30 protein-coding genes are annotated in these 23,129 nt (G+C 40.8%); 13 read left to right on the top strand and 17 right to left on the bottom strand.

Annotation, left to right across the window (positions count from 1 at the left end; all coding sequences use genetic code 11):
- Positions 1-169 precede the first annotated feature (169 nt).
- From A9P82_RS11290 to A9P82_RS11225, 13 genes are all read left to right on the top strand, one after another.
- Positions 170-544 carry an HAD family hydrolase gene (locus A9P82_RS11290; RefSeq protein WP_066207892.1) on the top strand — a complete coding sequence of 125 codons (375 nt, stop codon included), beginning with the start codon at positions 170-172 and terminating at the stop codon, positions 542-544.
- A gap of 249 nt (positions 545-793) precedes the next feature.
- Positions 794-2,113: a site-specific integrase gene (locus tag A9P82_RS11285; protein WP_066207888.1), complete on the top strand. Its 1,320-nt coding sequence runs from the start codon at positions 794-796 to the stop codon at positions 2,111-2,113.
- A gap of 530 nt (positions 2,114-2,643) precedes the next feature.
- Complete coding sequence (locus tag A9P82_RS11275; protein ID WP_066207885.1) at positions 2,644-3,036, top strand: single-stranded DNA-binding protein; 393 nt, start codon at positions 2,644-2,646, stop codon at positions 3,034-3,036.
- Positions 3,037-3,079: 43 nt separating this feature from the next.
- Positions 3,080-4,153, top strand: coding sequence for a DUF932 domain-containing protein (locus tag A9P82_RS11270; protein ID WP_066207883.1), 1,074 nt, complete (start codon positions 3,080-3,082; stop codon positions 4,151-4,153).
- A 52-nt stretch (positions 4,154-4,205) separates the two neighbouring features.
- Positions 4,206-4,688, top strand: a complete 483-nt coding sequence (locus A9P82_RS11265) for a DUF1281 family ferredoxin-like fold protein (RefSeq protein WP_066207879.1) — start codon at positions 4,206-4,208, stop codon at positions 4,686-4,688.
- An 11-nt stretch (positions 4,689-4,699) separates the two neighbouring features.
- Complete coding sequence (locus A9P82_RS11260) at positions 4,700-5,044, top strand: molybdenum ABC transporter ATP-binding protein (protein ID WP_066207877.1); 345 nt, start codon at positions 4,700-4,702, stop codon at positions 5,042-5,044.
- Positions 5,045-5,062: 18 nt separating this feature from the next.
- Positions 5,063-5,527, top strand: coding sequence for a hypothetical protein (locus tag A9P82_RS11255; RefSeq protein ID WP_066207876.1), 465 nt, complete (start codon positions 5,063-5,065; stop codon positions 5,525-5,527).
- 12 nt (positions 5,528-5,539) lie between these two features.
- A complete protein-coding gene (locus A9P82_RS11250) occupies positions 5,540-6,157 on the top strand; it encodes a PRTRC system protein E (protein ID WP_066207874.1) in 618 nt (205 codons plus the stop codon).
- Positions 6,158-6,174: 17 nt separating this feature from the next.
- Entirely contained in the window at positions 6,175-6,393 is a 219-nt protein-coding gene (locus A9P82_RS11245; protein ID WP_066207872.1) for a PRTRC system protein C, read from the top strand.
- Between the two features lie 17 nt (positions 6,394-6,410).
- On the top strand, positions 6,411-7,586 hold the full coding sequence (locus A9P82_RS11240; protein ID WP_066207870.1) for a hypothetical protein: 1,176 nt from the start codon (positions 6,411-6,413) through the stop codon (positions 7,584-7,586).
- The gene (locus A9P82_RS11235) at positions 7,583-8,305 is read left to right on the top strand and encodes a PRTRC system protein B (RefSeq protein ID WP_066207866.1); all 723 of its coding nucleotides are present in this window, start codon (positions 7,583-7,585) and stop codon (positions 8,303-8,305) included. Before A9P82_RS11240 ends, A9P82_RS11235 begins: the two co-directional genes overlap by 4 nt.
- The gene (locus A9P82_RS11230; RefSeq protein ID WP_066207865.1) at positions 8,305-9,120 is read left to right on the top strand and encodes a PRTRC system ThiF family protein; all 816 of its coding nucleotides are present in this window, start codon (positions 8,305-8,307) and stop codon (positions 9,118-9,120) included. Before A9P82_RS11235 ends, A9P82_RS11230 begins: the two co-directional genes overlap by 1 nt.
- A 435-nt stretch (positions 9,121-9,555) precedes the next feature.
- Positions 9,556-10,503 (top strand): alpha/beta hydrolase, encoded by a 948-nt coding sequence (locus A9P82_RS11225; RefSeq protein ID WP_066207862.1) that lies wholly within the window; start codon positions 9,556-9,558, stop codon positions 10,501-10,503.
- A gap of 200 nt (positions 10,504-10,703) precedes the next feature.
- On the opposite strand, the gene A9P82_RS11220 is transcribed toward A9P82_RS11225, so the two are convergent.
- The 17 genes from A9P82_RS11220 to A9P82_RS11145 all read right to left on the bottom strand — a co-directional run bounded on the left by A9P82_RS11220 (position 10,704) and on the right by A9P82_RS11145 (position 22,788).
- Positions 10,704-11,153, bottom strand: a complete 450-nt coding sequence (locus A9P82_RS11220; protein WP_066209860.1) for an ANTAR domain-containing protein — start codon at positions 11,151-11,153, stop codon at positions 10,704-10,706.
- A gap of 293 nt (positions 11,154-11,446) precedes the next feature.
- Positions 11,447-11,731 (bottom strand): helix-turn-helix domain-containing protein, encoded by a 285-nt coding sequence (locus A9P82_RS11215; protein WP_066207860.1) that lies wholly within the window; start codon positions 11,729-11,731, stop codon positions 11,447-11,449.
- Positions 11,712-12,023 carry a helix-turn-helix domain-containing protein gene (locus A9P82_RS11210; RefSeq protein ID WP_066207859.1) on the bottom strand — a complete coding sequence of 104 codons (312 nt, stop codon included), beginning with the start codon at positions 12,021-12,023 and terminating at the stop codon, positions 11,712-11,714. Before A9P82_RS11210 ends, A9P82_RS11215 begins: the two co-directional genes overlap by 20 nt.
- A gap of 200 nt (positions 12,024-12,223) precedes the next feature.
- Entirely contained in the window at positions 12,224-12,388 is a 165-nt protein-coding gene (locus A9P82_RS15490) for a hypothetical protein (protein WP_156522673.1), read from the bottom strand.
- 148 nt (positions 12,389-12,536) lie between these two features.
- Positions 12,537-13,385, bottom strand: a complete 849-nt coding sequence (locus A9P82_RS11205) for a DUF5694 domain-containing protein (RefSeq protein ID WP_066207857.1) — start codon at positions 13,383-13,385, stop codon at positions 12,537-12,539.
- Positions 13,386-13,405: 20 nt separating this feature from the next.
- Positions 13,406-13,636 (bottom strand): hypothetical protein, encoded by a 231-nt coding sequence (locus tag A9P82_RS11200; protein ID WP_231891145.1) that lies wholly within the window; start codon positions 13,634-13,636, stop codon positions 13,406-13,408.
- A 162-nt stretch (positions 13,637-13,798) separates the two neighbouring features.
- The gene (locus A9P82_RS11195) at positions 13,799-14,245 is read right to left on the bottom strand and encodes a DUF3872 domain-containing protein (RefSeq protein WP_066207856.1); all 447 of its coding nucleotides are present in this window, start codon (positions 14,243-14,245) and stop codon (positions 13,799-13,801) included.
- A 10-nt stretch (positions 14,246-14,255) separates the two neighbouring features.
- On the bottom strand, positions 14,256-14,816 hold the full coding sequence (locus A9P82_RS11190) for a conjugal transfer protein TraO (protein WP_066207853.1): 561 nt from the start codon (positions 14,814-14,816) through the stop codon (positions 14,256-14,258).
- A 23-nt stretch (positions 14,817-14,839) separates the two neighbouring features.
- A complete protein-coding gene (gene traN, locus A9P82_RS11185; protein WP_066207851.1) occupies positions 14,840-15,733 on the bottom strand; it encodes a conjugative transposon protein TraN in 894 nt (297 codons plus the stop codon).
- A 24-nt stretch (positions 15,734-15,757) separates the two neighbouring features.
- Positions 15,758-17,092, bottom strand: coding sequence for a conjugative transposon protein TraM (traM, locus tag A9P82_RS11180; RefSeq protein ID WP_066207850.1), 1,335 nt, complete (start codon positions 17,090-17,092; stop codon positions 15,758-15,760).
- Positions 17,082-17,354 carry a nitrogen regulatory IIA protein gene (locus tag A9P82_RS11175; RefSeq protein ID WP_066207849.1) on the bottom strand — a complete coding sequence of 91 codons (273 nt, stop codon included), beginning with the start codon at positions 17,352-17,354 and terminating at the stop codon, positions 17,082-17,084. Before A9P82_RS11175 ends, traM begins: the two co-directional genes overlap by 11 nt.
- An 11-nt stretch (positions 17,355-17,365) precedes the next feature.
- Positions 17,366-17,989: a conjugative transposon protein TraK gene (gene traK, locus A9P82_RS11170; protein ID WP_066207847.1), complete on the bottom strand. Its 624-nt coding sequence runs from the start codon at positions 17,987-17,989 to the stop codon at positions 17,366-17,368.
- 24 nt (positions 17,990-18,013) lie between these two features.
- On the bottom strand, positions 18,014-19,009 hold the full coding sequence (gene traJ / locus A9P82_RS11165) for a conjugative transposon protein TraJ (RefSeq protein ID WP_066207845.1): 996 nt from the start codon (positions 19,007-19,009) through the stop codon (positions 18,014-18,016).
- A 3-nt stretch (positions 19,010-19,012) separates the two neighbouring features.
- Entirely contained in the window at positions 19,013-19,645 is a 633-nt protein-coding gene (locus A9P82_RS11160; protein ID WP_066207843.1) for a DUF4141 domain-containing protein, read from the bottom strand.
- Between the two features lie 28 nt (positions 19,646-19,673).
- Positions 19,674-22,178, bottom strand: coding sequence for a TraG family conjugative transposon ATPase (locus tag A9P82_RS11155; protein ID WP_066207841.1), 2,505 nt, complete (start codon positions 22,176-22,178; stop codon positions 19,674-19,676).
- Positions 22,175-22,507, bottom strand: coding sequence for a DUF4133 domain-containing protein (locus A9P82_RS11150; protein WP_066207839.1), 333 nt, complete (start codon positions 22,505-22,507; stop codon positions 22,175-22,177). Before A9P82_RS11150 ends, A9P82_RS11155 begins: the two co-directional genes overlap by 4 nt.
- 11 nt (positions 22,508-22,518) lie before the next feature.
- Complete coding sequence (locus A9P82_RS11145; protein ID WP_456263917.1) at positions 22,519-22,788, bottom strand: DUF4134 domain-containing protein; 270 nt, start codon at positions 22,786-22,788, stop codon at positions 22,519-22,521.
- Between the last annotated feature and the right edge of the window lie 341 nt (positions 22,789-23,129).

The following is a 23,129-nucleotide window of genomic DNA, read 5'->3' as shown; positions in this document are numbered from 1 at the left end:
AAACAAACCGACATGAAATTTTTCATATCAAAATTACACAAAGGATATGAAAAATTTCATCAAAGGTTCCTCTTGACCAAAAAACAATAAAAAATACAAGAGAAATCTAATCAAAACCAAATTACTTGTAAAAAAATAATAACTACTTTGCAGCCAACAATTCATCATTATGCAACAAATCAAAAATATTATTTTCGACCTCGGCGGCGTATTCTTGGATATCAGCTTTGCAAAATCAAATGAAGCATTTAAAGCATTGGGCTTGGAAGATTTTGACAAACATATTTCGCAACATCATGCCAACGATTTGTTTGAAAAATTAGAAACCGGAAAAATAACGCCTGAAGCGTTTTATGATGAATTTCGTGCGAAAACAAATTTGCCTTTGACCAATGAGCAAATCGAAAACGCCTGGAACGCAATGTTGCTGCACTTTTCAGAAGACAAAATGAAATGGTTGGAAGAGGTGAGCAAGCGATACAACACGTATTTATTTTCCAACACCAATAAAATTCATGTTGATTTTTTTACAAAAAAAGATTAGTAAAAAGCAAAAATAAGCAAAACGGATAAACCCTTTGCTATACAACGCTTTATAAAACAGTAGTCTTAGGTTGGAACTCACAGGAAGATACGTTTTGGGCTTGAAAGCACAACGTTAGGTTACTAATTCGTTACCGATTGACACAGGCAACGATATAGCTTAACTGCTTATATTTCAGTGTTTTGCACCGCTTTCTCTATTCCCTTGTAACTCAATGTAATTTAATTTTAAGCATTAAACATTTGAGTTATGGAGCAGACAAAAAAATCAACGTACAAACTGCTTTTCTACCTGAAAAAGAACGAACCGAAAAAGAACGGTAATGTACCAATTATGGCACGTATTACCATTGACGGAACACCCAAAACGATGGGTACAAAGTTAGAAATTGACCCCAATATTTGGGATTTGAAGTTCGGAAGAGTTGAGGGCAAGAGTGCCAAAGCATTAAGCGTTAATCAAAAATTAGACAACATACGTGGGCGTATCGACAAGATATATGAAGATATGCTGAAACACGAGGGCTTTGCAACTGCACAGAAAGTAAAGATTAAATTTCTCGGCGTAGGCGTAATGGACGATGCCATTTTAAAGGTTTTCAGCGACCAAAACAAAGAATTTAAAAGATTGGTCGATAAGGGGAAACGCTCTGAAAGCACTTATAGCAAGTATAACACTGTTTACAACCACCTAAGCGAATTTATAAAGGAACGTTATCATCGGGAGGATATGGCTTTCAGGGAACTCAATTCTGATTTTATCCGGGAGTTTGATTTCTTTCTCCGCATTGATAAGGAATGCACCCATAATACGGTTTGGGTTTACACGATGCCCGTTATTGCCCTGGCTGAATTGGCAATCAAAAAGGGCTTGATACGGGATAATCCATTTGAGGATTATGAAATCAGCATGGAGGAAACCGACCGCAGTTACCTTTTAAAAGAGGATGTGGAAACCTTGATTCTACTGAAACCATCCAACCCAAGATACGAGCTTGTAAAAGATCTCTTTATTTTCAGTTGCTTCACAGGTCTTTCCTACATTGATATTAAGAAGCTGAAATGGAGTAATATCCAATCGTTCTTTGACGGACACCAATGGATTATCAGCCGGAGGAAAAAATCTGATGTTGCTTCCAACGTCCGTCTTTTGGAAATTCCTAAACGAATTATTGAGAAGTATCGTGGAGTTACGAGAAATGATTTTGTTTTTACGATGCCGTCCAATGCGACCTGCAATAAGCACATCAGTAAACTTATCGAGGAAGCGGGGGTTGTTACCGAACAGAAAGTTACATTCCACACGGCCCGTCATACATTCGCCACAATGTTTTTGACCGAGGGCGTACCGCTTGAAAGCCTTAGCAAAATGATGGGGCATAAGAATATTTCCACTACACAGATTTATGCCAAGATTACCAGCCAGAAAATCAGTAAGGATATGGATTTGGTAGCCCCTAAATTCAAGGCAATGGAAGATGCTTTTCTAATCCAATTGGAAAGCGAAGAAACAGAATTGTTGAATGAAACCACAATTGAATTTTACGATACCGAAGAAGTGATGGTTTAAAACGTAGCCTTTATCAATCGAATAGAAGCAGGATATAAATATAAAAGTCCTGCTTTTTTTATTTTACCCCACTTACATCAATGCCGGAACCCCGGCATTCTTTATTAAAACACAATCGTGTTTCTGGTTGCGGAAGTGCTTATTCTAATCACTTGCCGGACAATTACAGATTGCTGTTTTCCTTTCTTCCCATTCGGTTTTTATCAAAGTAGCCAGTATGCGGTTTGTTCCCATTTCAGAGAGCAAAGGTATTTCCGTGTTCTTAACGCATCCACAAGGTCAAGTCCCCGGATTTGGTAAAAAATCTCCACCCCTTGGGTAGTATTTGTTTCCCAAAACCTTGTGGCTGCTAAACACGAACCTTTTATCGCTCTCGAAACGAAAACAAGCATACTCCGGCTCTTTAGACGAATAAAAAAAATGTCAGAAATGAAAAATAACAGCATTGGAAATGGTATCAGAGTGAAACGAAACAGCACCTCCTCTCATTACCGAATAAATCAAAAAAATCAAATCAAAAATCAAGCGATATGAATATCACAGGAAGACTGACAAGAGATGCGGAAATCCGCAACGTGTCAAACAACAGACAGGTAGTAAACTTTTCCGTAGCGGTAAATGACGGCTACCGAAACAAACAGGGCGAACGGGTGGAGCAAACAACCTACTTCGATTGTGCCTATTGGATAACCCCGAATGTGGCAAGGCTACTGACAAAAGGAACGTTGGTAGAACTCACAGGACGAGTAAGCACAAGAGCGTGGACAGGCAAAGACGGCGAAGCAAAGGCAGGGCTGAATTTCCATACCTCGCAAATCAAATTGCACGGAGGCGGCAGGAGAGCCGAAACCGTACAGGCTACTGAACAAGCCGTGAGTAACAGTACAGTAGGACAAGGCACGGAGGACGACCTACCATTCTAACAACAAGTATTCAATCATTTTTTAACATCAAAATTTTATCAAAATGGCACATAACATCAATTTCAACGAGCGGACAGGAAAGTACAGTTTCTTTTCAGTACAGCAAAAAGCGTGGCACGGTCTGGGGCAAATCGTGGAGCAATACCCGACAAGCGAGGAAGCAATCAAATATGCAGAGTTAGATTACGAAGTCGTAAAATCCCCACTGTTTACCAAAGGTTCGGGCATTATCGAAACTTCGGGCGGCATAGAGATAGGCAGTAACGAATTGGAAGTACCCAACTATTTCGCCAACATACGCACCGATAACAATGCGGTATTGGGCGTAGTCGGTAAGGATTACCACATTATACAAAACCGTGAAGCCTTTAATTTCTTTGACAGCATTGTAGGCGGTGGCGAGGGTATTCTGTACGAAACCGCAGGAGCATTGGGCAATGGGGAACGCATATTTATCACAGCCAAACTGCCCGACTATATCCGTGTAGGCAATGGCGATGACGTAACGGAAAAGTACATTTTCCTAACCACTTCGCACGATGGTAGCGGAAGTATTACCGCAGCGTTTACGCCTATCCGTATCGTCTGCCAAAATACCCTTAACGCTTCACTCCGCAATATGACCAATGTGGTGCGTATCAAACACACTTCGGGAGCAAAACAGCGTATCGAGAACGCCCACAAGATTATGGGGCTTGCCAATACTTTGAGCAACCAATTGGAGGGTATTTTCAACGAATGGGCAAAAGTAAAGGTAACAGACCGAGAGGTAAGAAAGCTAATCCAATTGGCACTTTGCCCGAACAAGGAAACGCTTGACCTTATCAAGAAAGGTGCGGAAGATGAAATTTCCACCGTGTTCAAAAATACCGTAGAGGACGCATTTGCATACGCTATGATAAGCGACACGCAACAAATGCAGACCACAAAAGGCACTTTGTTCGGAGCATACAATGCGGTTACAGGCTACTATCAAAATGTAAGAAGTTACAAGAACGATGAAGCCAAGTTACAGAGCATTGTATTGGGCGGTACTGCCCAACTCAAATCACAGAAAGCATTTGAATTGTGTTCCGCCTTTGCATTGGACGGTGCGGAAATCCTAAACCTTAATTAAATAACCACAGGCTACCGCCTTAATCGGTGGTAGCGTACTAAAAACAAAAAATATGGCGAATTGGTGCAACAATACGGTTGTTTTCGAGGGGAAGCCCGAAGCAATCAGGCAGATACAACAGCTATTCAAAGAAATGGCAGAACAGGAACAGAAAGAGGGTTGCGGACAACTGCCCGACTTTGTAGCGGACAGCAACGGAGGTTATTTCTTCGGCATTTATCAAGACTATGACAATACGGACACCTTCCAATATGAAACAAAATGGTCGCCCAATATGGAAGTCCTGCAAAAGATAGCAGAACACTACAAAGTAGATTTTACACAGGACTATGAAGAATTGGGTTGCTTGGTATTTGGCAGGGCAACATTTTCTGACAGGCTACTCACGGATATTTATTTGGACGATGAGGATTTTGATAAATACGAGTATGACGAAGAAAATTCCGTGTGGTATTTCGAGGGCGAAACCTACGAAAGTGATTACGAGATTTTGGAAATCTTATTAGAACGGAAAATTGAAAATCATCACCCTTAAAAGCGAAGACAATGGAAACGAAAGGAATAGCAATAGCCACAAAGTTTGTCCGCTACGAAGTTCCTGAATTGGAAACGCTGAAATTTTCAAAGGTCTATCAGTTAAGGGAAAAACTGAACAATGGCGACAAGCTGAACCGAGCCGAAAAGAATTGGCTTGCAGAAGCCGTAAACCGAAATGCTTTCTTCAAAAGAGCCGTTCCCTTGCAGGGCTATCGGTTTGGGTTTGAAGATGTTTTAAAAACCTATATCGTAAAGCAATACGGAAGTTGGCAGGAATACAATGCCCCCGATAAAACAAGCCTTAGAAGCATTGTTTACGGCAGGATTGACCAAATAGCAGAAATCAGTAAATAAAAGTAAAGACAATTGAAGATGAAACTATCAGATAAACCGACAGCACACCTATTGGTAAAAGCCAATACCAACAGCGAATGGGATAATTGCGAGTTTGCAATAATTCACATAACCGACAATTGGAAGAAGGAACAGGCAAAACGATTGGAAGCCGTTAAGCCTTTTGCAGAGGATTACAATTTCCAATCCCTTAACTACTATGATACGGCAGTAGATTTTTACAGAACGAGCGGAGATGACCAACCCGACATTGAAACAATGCTCGCAGGCAAGGAATGGGCATTTGTGGAACTTGAAAATGGAGAACAGGAAACATTTAGCATTCCCGAAAATCGGTTAGACGGTTACAGGCTTGTGATATATCGCAATGGTAATGCTTTATACAAAGCATACGGAAAACATACAAGCGAGGAATTTTGGACAGAAGAATTTTCATTAAGCCAAGTAACTGACGGCACTCAAAAAACAATCATTAACAATTAAAATTTCAGAACGATGAGCACAAATTTTTTCAATCAGATACAGCAGTTGGATTTTACAGGAGTATTACAACTGAACATTTCTAAAGGAGCAGAAAATAACCTAATCGTATCGGTACTGCTCAATAACGAGCAATGCGGAGATAACGCCAAAAATCTCATTCCACCATTAACGTTTAACGCCACACCACAGGAATTTGACGAGGGATTTTTTGAGCAGATTAAAGCACCTATAAAAACCGTTTCGGGCGTAATGGTGGATATGGAAAAATTTCTAAAACAAATGGAAGAAGTCAAAAAGCAATCCGCAATGGAAAAAGACAAAGCCGAGAAAGCCAAAAAGGAAAAAGATGCCAAAGACAAGAAGTTCAAAGATAGCATGGCAAAAGTGGACGAATTGGAAAAAGAGGGCAAATACCGTGAAGCGTGGATGAAAGTTCCCGACATAGCCGAGTTCCCCGAAAAAGCGGACGAGATACGCAAACGAAAAACTTCATTGTCCGACAAGTTTGCTACACCGAGCCTTTTCGGGGCAATTGAAGAAACCATATCCACACCCGAACCGCCACAGGTAGCAGAAGTTACAGCAGATTATTCCACCAATAAACAGGACGAAGAAGAAACAGAATATTAACGATTGAAACGAGCATTATGTTATTAGCAACACAATTAGAACGGGTTTTTATACTCAAAGACAAAGGACAGGACATCAGGCTGACCGACCCCGAACCACGTTGGAGCGTGGAAGCCGTAATGAATTTTTACGCCAATATGTACCCAATACTCACAACGGCAAAAGTATCTGCACCGCAAATCAAAGACGATGCAGTCGAGTACAGATTTGAAAGCGTAATGGGTACAAAAGGTTAAACCATAAATCAAAAGCAATGAATTATGCAACGCAACATCATATCGGGAACAATCATCGTACCCGAACAGAAACGGCAACGGCAATTGCACCGACAATTGGGCGAGTTCGCCAATTGGCTACAAAGCCCAAAGGACGCAAACGAAGTGCGGAAAGACAAGCAGAAATCCGTACCCGTAGCGATGCTACCAATGGTATTCTGAAATGTACATTCCTGCCTAAGCTGAAAACGGCACAATCCGTACAGGCTTGTAAGGAAACAGCAAAAACGAAGAGGGATTTTTATAAGTCCCATTCCAAACTTGCCGAGCATTATGGCATTGAGCCAATGCAGACCAAAGATTTTGGGTTTCCCTACAATATCGTATTGGGTATGTGGGATATGGAAATCAAAGTAAACCGCAACAACATCAATTGGAATAGTTTTAAATTGGTACAGGACAGTAAGAAAACGTTTTTGGTAAGTGAGGAACGGTATAATACAGGTACAACCCTGTATTATATTCCGATTAAACCACTTTTCAGAATGTTGCACGATAAAGGGCGAAAACACAATGCACATTTACTCTTATCGGTTTGCAGTTATCTGTACCATATCGCCGATATTCCGTATTACAGACAACAGGACAGCTATCTGTATTGGCTATATGAAACGCATAAAGATTGGGTGGAAAACGATGATTATATGGACGATGCAGAGCAATATAAAGCCGAATTAAGACAGGCGGAATGGATTGGCGACCGTATGGAACAAAAACTATTTAACCGTAGTAATCTAAAGGTATTTGAACAGCGTTTGAGCCGATTTAATAGCCGTGATACATTCGACAGGGAATGTTGGCAGGTAGCGTGTAATGCTTTTGCCCTTTACAGGGAATATCCGAATGCCACCATTTTCAGAAATGTACCATTGCCCGAAGAAGACCTCTATAGCGATGATTACTACAATGAAGCAATCACAATGGAAAAGTACATTTCATTTATTGCAGACACCAAAGGTTGGTTGTATGAATGCCTTTCTGACAGCATCAACAACGAGTTTAATGAGTATGGAACAATGGAAGAACCGACCATTTGCAAATCCTTTGACGGCACTAAGATAGAAGCGAACAGTCTTGATTTTGAGAAACGATTATTTGAATTGTTGGACGACCTATCATACATATTGTATAACTATAAAACCGCAGAAAAATGAACAACAAAAATAGCATAACAAAGAGTTTCGGCACATTATACCACCCGAAATCCGCTTTGGTTTTCTATGAAGCCAAAGGCGAAAATTCAGATGTGTATGTGGAGCATTTTGATATGGATAAAAATGGTAACCCAATCAACGCCCACCCATTGACCGTAAACGAAGCCAAAGTATTGGCAAAGTCCTTACAGACTGATGAAGAAAAGAACCAAGCCTTTTTAAAGCCAAAGGGAATTTTGCTGACCAATATTCTGCACATCAGTCCGAATGCTGAAAAAGGCACGGTACTATGGTACACCAAAGCACAGCAGCGGCAAATGTATTTTGTGGATAGTTTGAATATACCGAGCGGAAAGGCACAAGTACCGCCAATGCTATGGTACGCCAATAAAAACAGCCTTGCCGTCTTTGCACTTGCAACAGACAGAAGACCGACAGAAAAAACGCCCTTGCATTACGCTCCGTTCTTTAACATCTATGAAGACGGCAAAGTGTGTATGGGTACAGTAAATATTAACATTAAAAATTCCGCTTCGGTAGAGGAATTTATACAGGCGTGGGAAGATTATTTTTTCAACAGCTATTTCAGTCATTCATTGAGTACAAACCTCACAAGAACAAACATTGTAAACCTTTGGAAAGACCTTGTCGGTACAGATAACCCCTTTCCGACAGAAGTATTAAAGAAGAACAACAAAACCCTTAAAAATCTATTGTGATGAATACACAGGAAACAACAAAAACCGCCGTACATTTTACGGACATCTATTTACTTAATCCGACCAACCCAATTTCGGTTAATGTAATTGGAGCAGGTGGTACAGGCTCAAAGGTATTGACTGCCTTGTTAGAGATTAATGAGAGCCTTTTAGCATTGGGACATGCAGGATTACAGGTGCGTTTATGGGACGATGATATTATCACAACCGCAAATTTAGGCAGACAGCGCTTTTTTGAAAGCGAAACAGGATTGTACAAATCCGTTGCGTTAATCAACCGTGTCAATCGTTGTATCGGAACGAATTGGAAAGCCGAAACGGTCAAGTTTGAAAAGGACAAGTTTGGCAGGTTGCCCGAAAATGCAAGGGCAACCCTAACCATTACCTGTGTGGACAATGTACAGGCAAGGTTTGGCGTTGCTGAAATTCTGAAAGAAGAAAGCCTCCGCAGACACTACCCGGATGACCCAAAGTATTGGGTTGATTTTGGGAACAGCCAACGCACAGGGCAAGTCCTACTATCTACAATAGGAACTATCAAACAACCCAATTCAGAAAAGTACGAAACGGTGGCAAGCCTGCCAATGGTTACAGATGAATTTGGCGAGTTGCTGAAGCAATCCGAAAAAGAGGACAACACGCCAAGTTGCTCATTGGCGGAAGCATTGCAAAAGCAGGATTTGTTTATCAATGGTTCATTGGCTCAAATGGGCTGTGATTTGCTTTGGGGGTTGTTCCGCTACGGAATGACCGAATACAGGGGATTTTTTCACAATCTGAAAGACTTCCGCACCCACCCGATAAAAGTCGCCTGAAGCGAAAATCGGGCGGCAAAAAGACACTCCCTCCCGATGGTCGGGGCAGTCTTTTTGCATCAAAGCGGTGCAACCCTTTGCCAAAATGCACCGCCACACAATTCCCTCACTTCGCATTTCACCAAACAGGTTGCGACATTATTTGCGTGGGATATTCGAAATCCCAAAGATTAGTTTTAGAAGAATTGACTTCTTTTTTTTCACACAGCGACCAAAGAAAAGAAGCAAAAGAACGTCGCTTTATTGATGATTGATTTTCAAATGTATGTTTGTCAAAATAATTTCCAATTGTTTATTTTGCTATTAAAATAAATGAACAAATTGCTTACTATACAGAATACGCATGGCGTGTATTTTTGAGTTATCCAACATTTTATATAGACTGCCGTAACAAAAAGAAGTTCAGTTATACTTATTTTTCAAAATATAATAAAAATGAAGAATTTTTTTAAAATTTTAGGAATAATCGGTTTGGTTATTTTGGTATTCTATTTAATCTCAATTCCGATTATAAGAGATAAAAATCCAATAAAAGAAATCGTATTTTTTACACCAACGAAATATGACAAAACAAGAATATTCAATCAGTTAGATTCATCATTTTTAGCAAATATTTCTAAAGATTCGATTTTATTTGCGGCAAACAAATTTATTGACTCCAGGAACTCTGATTCATTATTTTTGAATCATACCAAAATTAAGAGAGATTTCAAGAAATTAACAAATAAATCAAATTCAGAATTTTATACAATTGCTCCAAATTCTTACGAAAAAGTTGGGATTTTTATGTTGGGAAATACATTTAATGTTTTCAATGTTTTTGACCAATTGACCGAATTGTCCCAAAATGCTAAAATGAAAATTTATGTAATTACATACAATGGAAATGGCTATTCTGAGGGACAATCAAGTTTTAAAGACCAATTTAATGTTAATAAAAAATTTTATGACTACATAAATTCAAACGAAAAAGTTGATTATGTTTTCGGACATTCTTTAGGAACTGTCTTTGCTACGAAATTAGCTGTTGATTATAAAACCCCTAATTTAATCTTACTTTCTCCAGCTTCAAATCTTGACGATATGATTTCATATTTTAAGGGATTGACAAATATTTTTGCTAGACCTTATTTCAATACTTCTGAATTAGAAACCTTGGGAATTGACAAACTCGCAGACAATTCAGAAAAAGTCAAAAATTATCACGGAAATTTATTATTAATTCACGGAACAAATGATACAAATCTTCCTTATTCTATGTCAGAAAAAATATTAAATAATTGTCCTTCAAATTCTAAAAGATTGATAACTGTTAAAGACGGAGATCATTATACTGCATTCAAAAAAGAGAATTGGAATAGACTTATGGCAGATTTAAAATAAAAAATAGTGGAATTGGCAAAAGAGCGGAGTAACGACCTAGGTGAAAGTTGCTTTAAGGTTATTAAATGGGATTATATAGTTTATCCCATTCGTTGTTTTTGGAAATGACTTCTTTTCTTTTCACATAGCGACTAAAGAAAAGAAGCAAAAGAACGTCGCTTTATTAGAACAGAGATTTTTACGCTGTTGGGATTGGACGGTTACTTATTGCCAAAATATTCCTGTACAATCTTCGATACCCCTACACTAAAATATCTTCCGCCACTAGAAACTCCCTCAATGGCTTTTTTAAAATCGTCGGTATCGCTACCAATGAGCAGATAAGCAGCAACACCAATATCCAAAAGAGCTCTACCCACTTTTTCATCATCAATATCACTATGGGCAATCAGTTTGATGGTTGGGTATTGCGTTATTAATTTTTGAAGCTGTGTCAGCACATTCTTGTCATAAAAATCAAGATCAATCACGCAAATTTCAGGATACTCTTTCAATGCGGATAATTGAGACAGTCCGTTTTCGATATTTTCCGAGCGGAATAAAACCTTCATTCCTGAATGAGTAAGATTATCACAAATGGCATCTAAGATTGGACTTTTATCATTGATAAAGGCGAGAGTGATTTTTTGTTGTACTGTACCGGTTTCCATATTTATATCAGTATTTAAGTTAAATGGAAGCCTTACCCAAAAAGAAAGCGTAGGCCACCACACTTACCGATACTGAGGCACTGGTATACCCGACAACGAATAAGCGAGCGCCCACGCCTATAGCGTGAGCGTTCTTACTTATCAGTCTTGTTGTCTTAAAAATTACCAGTTTTCAGTACCAAGACTTAAAGCAAAAACACCTTAAGTATTTTCTATATTTTTCAAAGGCAAATATACTAAAGTCGTTCCGATAGAAACATAACAAGAGTAAAATTAATTGCGGTTAATCCGTTTTATTGGTTTATATAATTCTGTTCCAAGACGGTCAGAATATCGCTTTCCTTGTATATTATCTTGCCTCCTATCTGAACAAATGGCAGGATATTATCATCACGATATTGCTGGAGGGTGCGTTTGCTGATGTGTAACAGCCTACACACATCTTCGCCCGATAAATAGATTTCTCCGTCCATTACAGGGCGGTAATTTTTCAAGATTATTTCGATACGCTTTTTCAATTGCGTTATCATCTCGTGATGGGCGATAATTTCTTCGGTGTCATTCGTTAGTAAATCCATTGTCGTTGGTATTGTACGGATGCCCGGCTTTGAGCAAAGCCTGTACGTCCGAGAGTTTGTAATAATTCTTGCGGTTCAATTTGGAGTAAGGCAGCATACCTTTGTCCTTATAGGTCTGCAATGTGCGTTTGGTAATGTTCATCATCAGGCACACTTCCTGGTTATCCAGCCATTTCTCTTCCCTGAAAATCGGGGTATATTTCCGTGTGGCACTTTCGGTCATTTCCAAAAGCTCTTTTATATCATTCTTCATTCCGTCCAGTGTGGATTTTTGTATTGCGATAACTTCCATAGTCTGCTCAATTTTCTGTGGAAGTCAAATTTAGAAAGGCTTATTGCAGGTCTGTAAAAGCTTGCATCCGTTGGCGCTGGAAGGCAGTGTTTGGCGGTTTACTATCCTTATAAAAACAAAAATAATCGGATAACTTTTTGGCTAGCCGATTTTTTGGGTGGTTATTTTTTGTAAATGCCAGTCAGCGGTTAGAGCCGTTGTCAGTAATAAATGGTATCAACATTTTGTTTTTTTACATAGTCATCATAACCTTTTCCGTATTTGTCTTTGAGATACTTGTCAAGCTTGGGTGCATTGTAAAAGGCAAATGGAACACTAAAACTTTCTTCCCAGGGAATTGACCTTTTCAATAAAACCGTCATCATAAACGCAAACCGAAAAAATGTGATTACGCTAAAAGCAAAAATGATTATCCGCCTGTCGGTAAATTCGGCTGAATTATGAATGTGTAAAGTGTCTTCAAGTTACAAAGTCAAGCCCCACTTTTACAAAACCCTATACTAACAGCAGTTACTATTTTTTAAGATATTCATTCACATTTATAACTTGATAATCAGGGTCTTCATTAAATATATTTTTTAAGGAGCCAATATGGGCAACTCCGATAATGACTAATATTCTATTTGCTTTAGTCTCGAGTTGTTTAGTAACGATGTTAGAATATATTTTATAATCTCTGTTCTTAAAAATTGAAATTAATTCTGCACCAATATGCTGTTTGTCAATTTTAGTTGTGTCAATATTTTTATCAGGATTTTTAAAGTACCCGTTTGTAACTCGTGCAGGAACGACATACCGAAGTCTATAAACTAAATTGTATGCTTCGGGTTGGTTAAGAAAAGTAAGATAGTCTTTGAACGACAATTCCCCTTTGCCCAAAGATTGGTACTTTTCCATAACAATTTTTCGAAGATTAATACCATAGTCTTTATAAAGTTGAATATTGTCACCATTATCTAAAATGCTTTGAGAAGTTCCTCCCGGTGCATTTACGCAATAAACTTTTTGAACATTAGATTTTTTACCAATATTAAATGCAATATTAAAAATTTCACTTCGCTTATTCCTTATTTTAGCTAAGTCTAAGTGGTTTGATTTGTACTTTTCATATAGACTGTCAATTTCATTTTGCATATCCGGCAATTCTTCTATCATTATTGCATCCGGCTCAAATTTTGAAATCATCGCATTAAATTCATCAATAGATTTTTGATTGTTAGGCGACAAAATATCTGTATTGGGATTTTCTTCTTTATAAATTTGTGCCAAGTGGTCAGAGCCTAAAATTAAAATCTCTACTTTATTCTCTTGAGCCAACAGAATAGCGGGTACAAAAAGAAAAATTATAAAAAAATATTTCATTGAATTTGTATGTTTAATTATTATTTCAGGTTTTGAATTTCCACTTTTTGAATTTTCATATCTTTCTTCTCACGGGAATACACCCACAAAGATAATAGCCCGAAAATAATCAGTGCGTAAGCTATCCATTTGCCAACCCTTTCAATAAATTTAATGAAGACCAAACTTTCATAAGAGGAAAAACCCTCTGCTCTGGTGTCTTCTGTAAAACTTACGGCGGTTAATCCAGTAATGAAGTCCCAAGCCCGCAACCAAAAATATTATCCCAATAACCAATGACGAAACCATATCCTCACATTTTTATTTTCACGAGTATAAATTTAAGAAATATTGATAACCCGGTAAAATGACACGCTGTAAATAAAAAACGGCTTACCATTGGGATAAGCCGTTTTTGCAAATTGAAATCCCGCTCAATCACTACTGTTGAAATCAAAGCTCAATTGCTTTTCATTCCCGAAGTTGTCCGAAATCCACACGTCAAAGGATTGTGATACCGTTGATGTGGACGTGTAATACAACCTGAACTGCGTGGAAGCCAACGGATACAAATCATTGGGTAGGTACGGCGGTTCGCTGTAATACTGCAATGTTCCCGTGCCATCGAACTGAAAGTAGCGGATAGAATACGCTGTATTGGCGTAATTTCCTGTCGGCTGTATGGTAATACGTATTTCCACCGTCTGCCCGTTTGCCACTTCGCCGGGTATAGGCATTACGCTTACCTCAAACGGAAAGTTCTGTTGTATTTCCAAATCGTCCTTGTCGCAGGACGTAAACAAAAATGCGCTTAGCAAGACCGCCAGCAATGCCCATACGGATTTCAGGCGGGGTTTGTTGTTATCAAAGATTCGTTTCATTATCATTTGCTTAAAGGTTAAATCTTAATCCCACTCCGGCGGCAGGACGGAACTTTTCCAAAGGTGTTCCCCACATCATTTTTGCACGCCCCTGTACAAAAAACACAAACCTGTTGGATAGGTAAGCTTCAATGGAAATCCTGCCGCCTGCACCGTAAATGACCTCATCGTCGTATGGTAGTTTTGCACCGTCGTATAATATCTGCTCGCCACGATTGACGGTTTCATAACCCACCACACCGGTAATCCCCAGGTTTACCGAAACGCTTTTTACAGGCGTTCCGAAAAGGTAAAAGCTGTAACCGCCCTCTGCCGTGTAGGTTTCCTGCGGAATATTTATGCCTTTGTACCGATGATACTGGTGCATATATTCCAATGCCCATAGCTGGTAGTTGCCATGCTTCCCGTTTACGGTCAAGCCGATATTCACGAAATAATTGCGAGCCGGCTTTTCATCGGACAGTGTTCCGGTGCTGATTTCAATTCCTTTTTGTCCGGGCAGCATCCTTTGTGCCTGTGCCGCTGTGATGCCCATTACAAGGAGCATCACGGTATAGATATACTTTTTCATTTCTTATTGTCTTTTAGTGATGATTAAAATTTAAGGTGCATATCGTTGATGACCTTTGCCCCTATCAGGTCGGGGTTTTCTACCTGAATCGTTTGCTGACGACCGCCGTTTTTCTCGTAAATCTCAATCAGGAGCACCTTGTCATCGGCAATGGTAAACTGATCCAGCAGGAACACATTCTGGTCGGTGGTCTGACCCGGAATCTCCGTGAGTGGCTTGTAGGTGCGAAGCGGTATCATCGGGCGTTCCTGTACCACGGTGCGTTTGGCTACCTTTTTATCCACCACCTTGAAATTGATAAAATCAATCTGGAAAGGCACATTGGTACGGTTTCTCAATTCCGTATGGAAATAGTATTTGCCGTTGTGGATGTAAATGCCTTTCAGCGTGAACTGTATGCCGAAGCTCTTAGCCCCTATATGTTTTACAATGCGTTTGTCCTTTTTGTAAATGGTTTCTAAAAGCAAGCCTGCAAGCGAGGGAGAATTGTTGCCCAATTCTTCAAAAAGCACATCGTTTCCGTTGGTTCTGTCAACCGCTTTTTGCATTGTTAGCAGGTCGTAGCTCATTGCCTCCGGGTAGGAACTATAATACACGTTGAAGCTGTAAAAACGACCGTCATTTGTGATAACGGAAAAGTTGGTTTCCGGCTCAAAGTTTCTTACCGATGCTTTTACACGTAGCACGTTTTCCGCATCTTCCGCTTTTCCTGCAATCAGGTATTCACTGCCCAAGTCCACGTAACGAATAGCGGTGGGGAAAATCAGGTGCGAAGTTTTATCGTATGTAACTTCCATACGGTACGGTTCTATCTTCCCCAGGGCAAGAGGCGTTTTGATACTGTCCTGTGCATAGGATGTTACGGCAAAGCCGAGTATCAGGGCGATAGCCCAAAAGGTTTTTAAATGATTTTTCATTGTTTTATTTATTTGAGTTCAACATTATTTTTTAGATACCAAGAAGACCTGATACCCCGCTTTCAGTGTAACCTTTGGGGTTCTTACTTTTTTAGCGAAGTAGCCCGAAATGCCCTGTACAATGCCACGGCTCAGGTCTGCCGCTACTTGTTGTCCTGCATTCTGTGTAAGCATTATGCTGGTTCCTGATGTCTGGCTCATATTGCCCGCCATTTCGGTAAGGGCGTTCATTTCGGATGAATACGGGACGTACAACCCCGGCTGTCCGTCCATGTCATAAATGTTTATATCCACCGGAATGATGTTTCCTGCCAACTCTATAGAAGTGATCTTCATCTGTAAACGGCCGCCCTGATATTTGGCACTGGCGGTTAAAACCGTTCCTTTCGGAATGATATGCCCGGGTGTTTGTGCAGATTCCAGTAAACGCAAATGCACACCGGTTTCTCCTACAACAGTTTGGGTTTCCTGCACGATAGCTCTGATACTGTTTTTCGGTTGTACGACCTGCTCTGATGAACCTGCTGTATAAAATCCTCTGTTTTTGATTTGACTCCAGTCTGCCAAAAATGCGCTGTCGGAAGGCTCACGATACAAAGCCGATACAATATTTCTTCTTGTGGGTGTGAATGCCACAAACTGTGCTTTTGGTGTGGCAGTTTTCTCTGCTTCACCGGATTTCTTTACATTCGGAGCTTCTGTCTGACTTGTGGCAGTAGTGCTGCCCGGAAGATATTTGGCTGCCATTTGATAGGATTTTTCCATCAATGCGAGTTGGTCATCAACCGTTACTGATTTAGGCATTTCCTTTTCAGCCAGTTTTTCTTTCAGTTCCTCCAGCTGTTTGCGGAGTTCCTTTGTTTCCGAATTATCATCCTGATAAAAAGAACCCAATGTACTTTGGGCGTTACGGTAGCTGTTCAGTGCAGGATTGCCGGACGGTCTGCCACCACCATAACCGTAGCTTTCTTCTTCATCGGGAATATCCTCCTCACTGTCCTGTGTGCTATCCGTATTCCAATAGTCGGCAAGCGTAGCTAAAGCCTTGCGTTTTTCCTGTTCTTTGCGTTCCAGCATTTCCTGCTCATATGCCTTGCCTTTATCTTCAGGTAACCCGGCTTCGGTAGCCTGTGGCACAGCATCGTTCAGTCCAAGATTCTCTATTTCTTTTTTGTCTTCGGAAGGTTTAAATATGAGGTACATACAACCCAGGAAAACAATTCCCATTAAGCCGAAAATGAGGGGTTTTCTGAATTTGTCCATTTTATTTTCTGTGTTGTCTTGCAACACCTCGGTTGTTGCCATCGGATTACCCTCCGTTACCCGGACTACCGTTTTTTTAGGCGCATTATCTTTCATAATCCTTGTTTTTTAAAGTTGATGATGTCGTATCTGGGTTTTGATTCTTTTTAAGAACCTGGTTTTCAATGTGCTCGATAACCATATCGTTACCGTTCTTTTGGGTATCGTACCAAATTTTGCAAATGACGGCTGCAGTAAGAATCAGATAACCTAAAAAGAAATACAGCGTGTATTGATGCTGTTTCCGTAAGGGTAATGCCTGCCAACGCCCGTCCAGCTTTTCAATGTATCGATCCACTTTTTCTCTTACTTTTTTCATAGGAAGACATTTTAGCGTTCTATGACTTCTATATCCCTATTCTCCAATACTGCAAACTTCTCTATGTTAAAACCCTGCGGGTTGTTATCAGAGCGAACGGAATTCACCAGATAGCAGGAAGTAATCAGGTTACGTTTGGTTACGTTGCTGGAGCGAATGATAAACTGTTTTGCATAGGTACGTACCGCATACGGATAGGTATCAAAATTGCAGATTACACTATCCACCTCGATGCGTTGCTGTACATTTCCAGAAATAATCCTACTGTAATATCCTTTTTCCGACAGGTCCTTGTAGTAATCGAATGCTGATTTATCGGCAAGATTAAAGGCTCTTTTCATATTGCTTTCAATCGCATTCTTGTCGGGAGCGAGCGTGAAGAACAGTTCGTGAAAACGTCTGACGTGTTCTCTTGCCTCTACAGGACGGTTGATACTGGCATCCTGCGATAAGGCAAGCATCAATGATTTACCATTATCCAGCACATAGATTTTCTGTCGTTGTTCTTCGGCAAAGCGGTAGGACTGCCATACGGCATATCCTACAACGCCAATACAGAGTACGGCAAAAACAATGGCATAAAGCCTTATCTGCCTGAAACTGTTTTCTATATTTCTCAGTGTTTTAAATTCCATTTTTAGAATGATTTTCGTTGTACATTATTTTTTGAGTAACTGACCGCCAATGTTCCCCACCGTTGAACCGGCTCCTGCGCCAACGAGGTTTCCTGCTTTCATTGCCGTTTGGTTTACATTGCGGGTAAAGTTTCCTGCACCGCCTGCCTGGATGATCCATCCTGTTACGGTTGGAATCGTGAAGTATCCTACAATACCGATAATCATAAAAATGATGTACACCGTATTGGAAGTGTCAGGGATGAAAGTCGGATCGGAAAGCATTTCTATATCCCGCTCCATAATCAAGGACTGTATTCTTGCCAGCATCGAACTGAACAAATCCGAAACGGGCAGCCACAAATAAACACTGATATATCTCGTAAGCCACTGCGAGAGCGTACTTTGGAATCCATCCCAGACAGAAATGGCAAAAGCAATCGGGCCGAGTATGGACAGGACTATGAGAAAAAACGTTCGTATGGTGTCTATGACGAGTGCCGCCGCCTGAAAGAGTATTTCCAGCAGATTTCGGAACCAATCTTTTATTGCCTTTTCTATCTGATAGGCCTGTCTGTCCATATACATTCCCGCCATTGTTCCAATGTCGGAGGGCGACCACCCCAATTCATCCAGTTTTTTGTCAAATTCCTCATCCGATACCATAAATGCAGTTTCCGGATTCCGTACCATTGCTTCGTATTCCAACTGGTCTTTCTGTTGCTGAAGCTTATTCAGGTCAAGTACCTGGTCTTCTAGTATCGCATGAGTTCCGGTGACAACCGGACTTAATACGGCATTAATGGTGCCCAATACGATGGTCGGGAAGAACATAATGCAAAGTCCCAAAGCAAATGGTCGTAACAGAGGGAACACATCAATGGGTTCGGCACGGCTTAAAGCCTGCCAAACCTTTAATGCCACATAAAACAACGCTCCCAATCCTGCCAGACCTTTCGCAACTGCCGCCATATCGCCTGCAAGCGGCATCATGTCGTCATAAAGTGAACGCAGGAGTTCGTGAAGATTATCCCATTCCATAGTTTACCAGTATTTTTGGTTAGAGGTTCCATAGAGCTGAAGCACTCTCTGGGCATCATTCTTCTTTTTCGCTCTCAGGTAGCTTACTGAAATATTTTTGTTGGTGTAGTAGCGTACAAGACTGTGGTAGTCTTTAACTTCTTTGTACACACGGTCGATAATATCCATGCGCTCCTTATCATTGAGTGAAAGGCTTGATTCGGTCACGATCTGCTTCAACTCTTTCAGCAGTTCGGTACTTTCATTGAGCAGTGCTGAATAGCCATTTCCGATGGCGATCAATTCCTGTGGAGAAAAATTGGGATCGTTCATCATCTTGCCAAAATTGTTGACATACATTTCGGACACATCGCCTACCAAGAGTACCGTCTGCTGTACCTTCCGGGCATCTTTCACCAAATTGTTGATGGCTTTTAACTTATCGTAATATTCCTTGCCCTGTTCGTACACTTTCTTCACTTCATTGAAGTTTTTAATCACATTGCTTACTGTGGAAGACGTCTGTACGATTTCGTTAGCACTATTGATAATACCCGAAGCAAGGTTTGACGGGTCAACGACCACCCATTGGGCTTTTGCGGACGGTGCTACGGCAAGGAACAGAGCCGTACACACCATTAAAAGAAATTTTTTCATTGTTATGAATTTTTAAATGAATTAATAATTATTGATTTGCTTTATCCCGCCTTTGCATGGCAATATGCTTGATGGCGAGTTCGACGTTGCCGTCCAGTTCGGAGGCAAGCTGCATTACTTCCAGTTTTTCGGTCTCCTCGGTCGTATAAGCGAGATATTCTTCCAAACTTACTTCGGTGGCATAGACTGCCGAGTGCGTACCACCTAAGCCAATCCAGACTTCTTTGTACAGACGATTTGGATCGTTGTTCATATTGATGGAGAGTACTTGTCCTTTCTCTTTGTCGGTTAGTCCCAACATTGCCTGTATATCATCGAACTTGTTCATATACTTGCGTTGGTCCAAGAGGATTTTGCAATCGCTGTTGTTGATGATACTTTCCTTGACGATAGGCGACTGGATGATATCATCGACCTCCTGCGTGACGACTATGGCTTCTCCAAAAAACTTACGCACGGTTTTGAACAAATACTTGATATACTCCGCCATTCCCTCTTTTGCAATCGCTTTCCAAGCCTCTTCAATGAGGATGAGTTTGCGAATACCTTTCAGTCGGCGCATTTTGTTAATAAACACCTCCATAATGATAATCGTGACTATTGGAAAGAGGATTTTGTGGTCTTTTATCGCATCAATTTCAAACACGATAAAGCGTTTGGAAAGCAGGTCTAACTGCTTATCGGAGTTGAGCAAATAATCGTATTCGCCGCCTTTGTAATAAGGTTCAAGAACATTTAGGAAATTGGCAATGTCAAAGTCTTTTTCCCTTACCTGTTTTTCTTCAAGTACCTTGCGGTAGTCGCCTTTTACATACTCATAGAAACCGTTGAATGACGGATACACAGCGTCTGTTGTGATACGTTCGATATATCCGCTTACCGCATTGGAAAGGGCAACTTCTTCAGAACGGGTGGGCGGCTCATCATCACGTTTCCACAGGGTAAGTATCAAGGTCTTGATACTTTCACGCTTCTCAATATCGAACACGCCATCATCGGTATAGAAAGGGTTAAAGGCAATTGGATTGTCTTCTGTGTACGTGAAGTAAACACCGTCTTCGCCTTTGGTCTTCCCATTAATCAACTCGCACAATCCCTGATACGAGTTACCCGTATCTACCAACAATACGTGGGCATTTTGTTCGTAATACTGCCTTACCATATGGTTAGTGAAAAAAGATTTTCCCGAACCGGACGGCCCAAGTATGAACTTGTTGCGGTTCGTGATAATCCCCCTTTTCATCGGCAAATCCGATATATCCAAATGGATTGGTTTTCCTGTCAATCTATCCGCCATTTTAATTCCAAATGGCGAGGGCGAATTGTGGTAGTTGGTTTCTTCCGTGAAGAAACAAAGTGCAGGCTCAATGAACGTGTAGAAACTTTCCTCACTCGGAAAATCGCCTGCATTCCCCGGCATTCCTGCCCAGTACAATGTGGCTACGTCCGTTGTGTTATGCCGTGGCTTACATTCCATCAGTGCCAACGCACTACCGCAATCGTTCTTTAGCTGTTTGAGTTCCGCAGGGTCTTCCGACCACGCCATAATGTTGAAATGTGCCCGAATAGAAGAAAGGCCGAAAGAATGGGCTTCGTTCAGATACCTTTCTATCCACTCTTTATTGATTTGGTTGGCACGGCTGTAACGAGCCAGTGAGTGCATATTCCTTACAGACTTTTCAAACTTTTGCAGATTGGCTTCGCTGTTGTCCAGAAACAAGTATTGGTTGTAGATATGGTTACAGCTTAACAGCAATCCAACAGGTGCAGCAAACGATAAACGGCAGTCGCTACGGTCAGTGGACAGCTTTTCAAAACGTGTATCTGCCGATACCGTTCCTGGCAAATCGTCCGTATCTGACAAAGTATGCAACGATAATCTTTTGTTTCCGATACGTACTTCTTCAGACCCCAAACCGATATCCTGCATAGGAGTTCCGGCTTCCCTCGAAAGGGTAAGGTATTGTTCCAGCAATCCTTGCTTTTCATCCGTACCGATGATGTCATCTTCGCTCAAACGTTGCAGAGTGATGAACCCGCTATCATTCACGATACGCTCAAACTGTGCCACGGCTTCCATAAAACGGTGTATAGCTTCTTTATCCCTGATTTCTTTCGGGATAAGCGACCCTTTGCAAAGCGAACTGAAATTGCTTTGCATTCGCATCCGCTCTTTGGTAGTCTTTGTAAGGAACAGGTAACAATAATGGTTCAGGAACGGTCGCTCGTTAAAATGGCGTTGATAGGACTTTGCCAAAAAACTTTGGTTGTCGGATGCCAAATCGGGAGCGTAGCTTTCCTTGATGTACCAATCCTGTTTATGAATGACCGTAAAATCAGGCAAGGTCTTGATAGCCTTATGCCAGGCGGAGTGTATGGCTTCATATTCTGCCGATGCTACTGTAAACAGTTCGGGCAAATGCACTTCAAAGCAGGCGGTAATGTCCGCATCTTTGGAAAGGATGCAGTTGTTCTCTACTGCCAACAAAGGAAATTTGCTTTCCAATGTGGTGGTCTTAGCTACATTTCTCATACGGCATTCTGTTTAGAGGTGAATTTTAAATAGCGGTGTACAGGCTTGCGGCAGATGATGTAGCGGGGATGCCTTTGTTTGGCAGCGATTTTCATCAGTCCGTGTTCGCCGTATTTCCTATTTAGCGAAAAGGTCTGCCACACAATGAGCGAAGCACCGCCCGCACCGAGCAGCAAGCAGATATAAGAGTTCACGCCAGCCATATACAGTATCATCACGAGGATGAGCATACCGAGCAGTCCACCTGAGAAAATGAACAGGTATTGTGCCTTCAGTCCCTTGAACTCCACCGTTCTTCCAATGCCTTTATTGATATTGTAAGTATTCATAGGACAAGGGATTATAGGAAGAAGGAACGCAGGATAGTTGCCGCTACAATCAAGAAGATACACGCACCGAACCACGAAGCCGCAGTTTTCGATGTATCGGGGTCGCCGGAACTGAATTTGTTGTACACCTTAACGCCTCCGATTAACCCAACCACCGCACCGATGGCGTAGATTAACTGGGTTGCTGGGTCGAAATAAGAGGTTACCATTTGGGTAGCCTCGTTGATACCTGCCGAACCGTCGCCCTGTGCGAACACACCCATTCCTGACAACATCGCCACAGCTGTCAGCAGAACTTTTTTTCTCTGTTTTTTCATAATTGAAACACATTAATTTGTTAAATCAACCCGCACTTTGCGGGCTTTCGGGACAAAGGTGTTATGGAAAATGAGGCGGTATAACAAAGTGGCAGTCAGAGGAAGTGTTTGGCTGTGAGTGGCTTTATAATGAGGGTGTGAGCATAAAAAAAACGTCAAGCAGGGAGTGCATTGACGTTTAATTTTATTATTTTATGTGTTATTAAATCTAAATCATTTAATATATAGTAACTTTATGACTCTAACATGTTTACCAACAGTTGTTAACCATTCTGGAAAGTAAATCTTACTTAATATCTATTATA

It is taken from the genome of Arachidicoccus sp. BS20 (genome assembly GCF_001659705.1).
GTDB lineage: Bacteria > Bacteroidota > Bacteroidia > Chitinophagales > Chitinophagaceae > Arachidicoccus.
The sequence above is the reverse complement of the archived record's forward strand: the minus strand, read 5'-3'. Positions and strand labels throughout refer to the sequence as shown.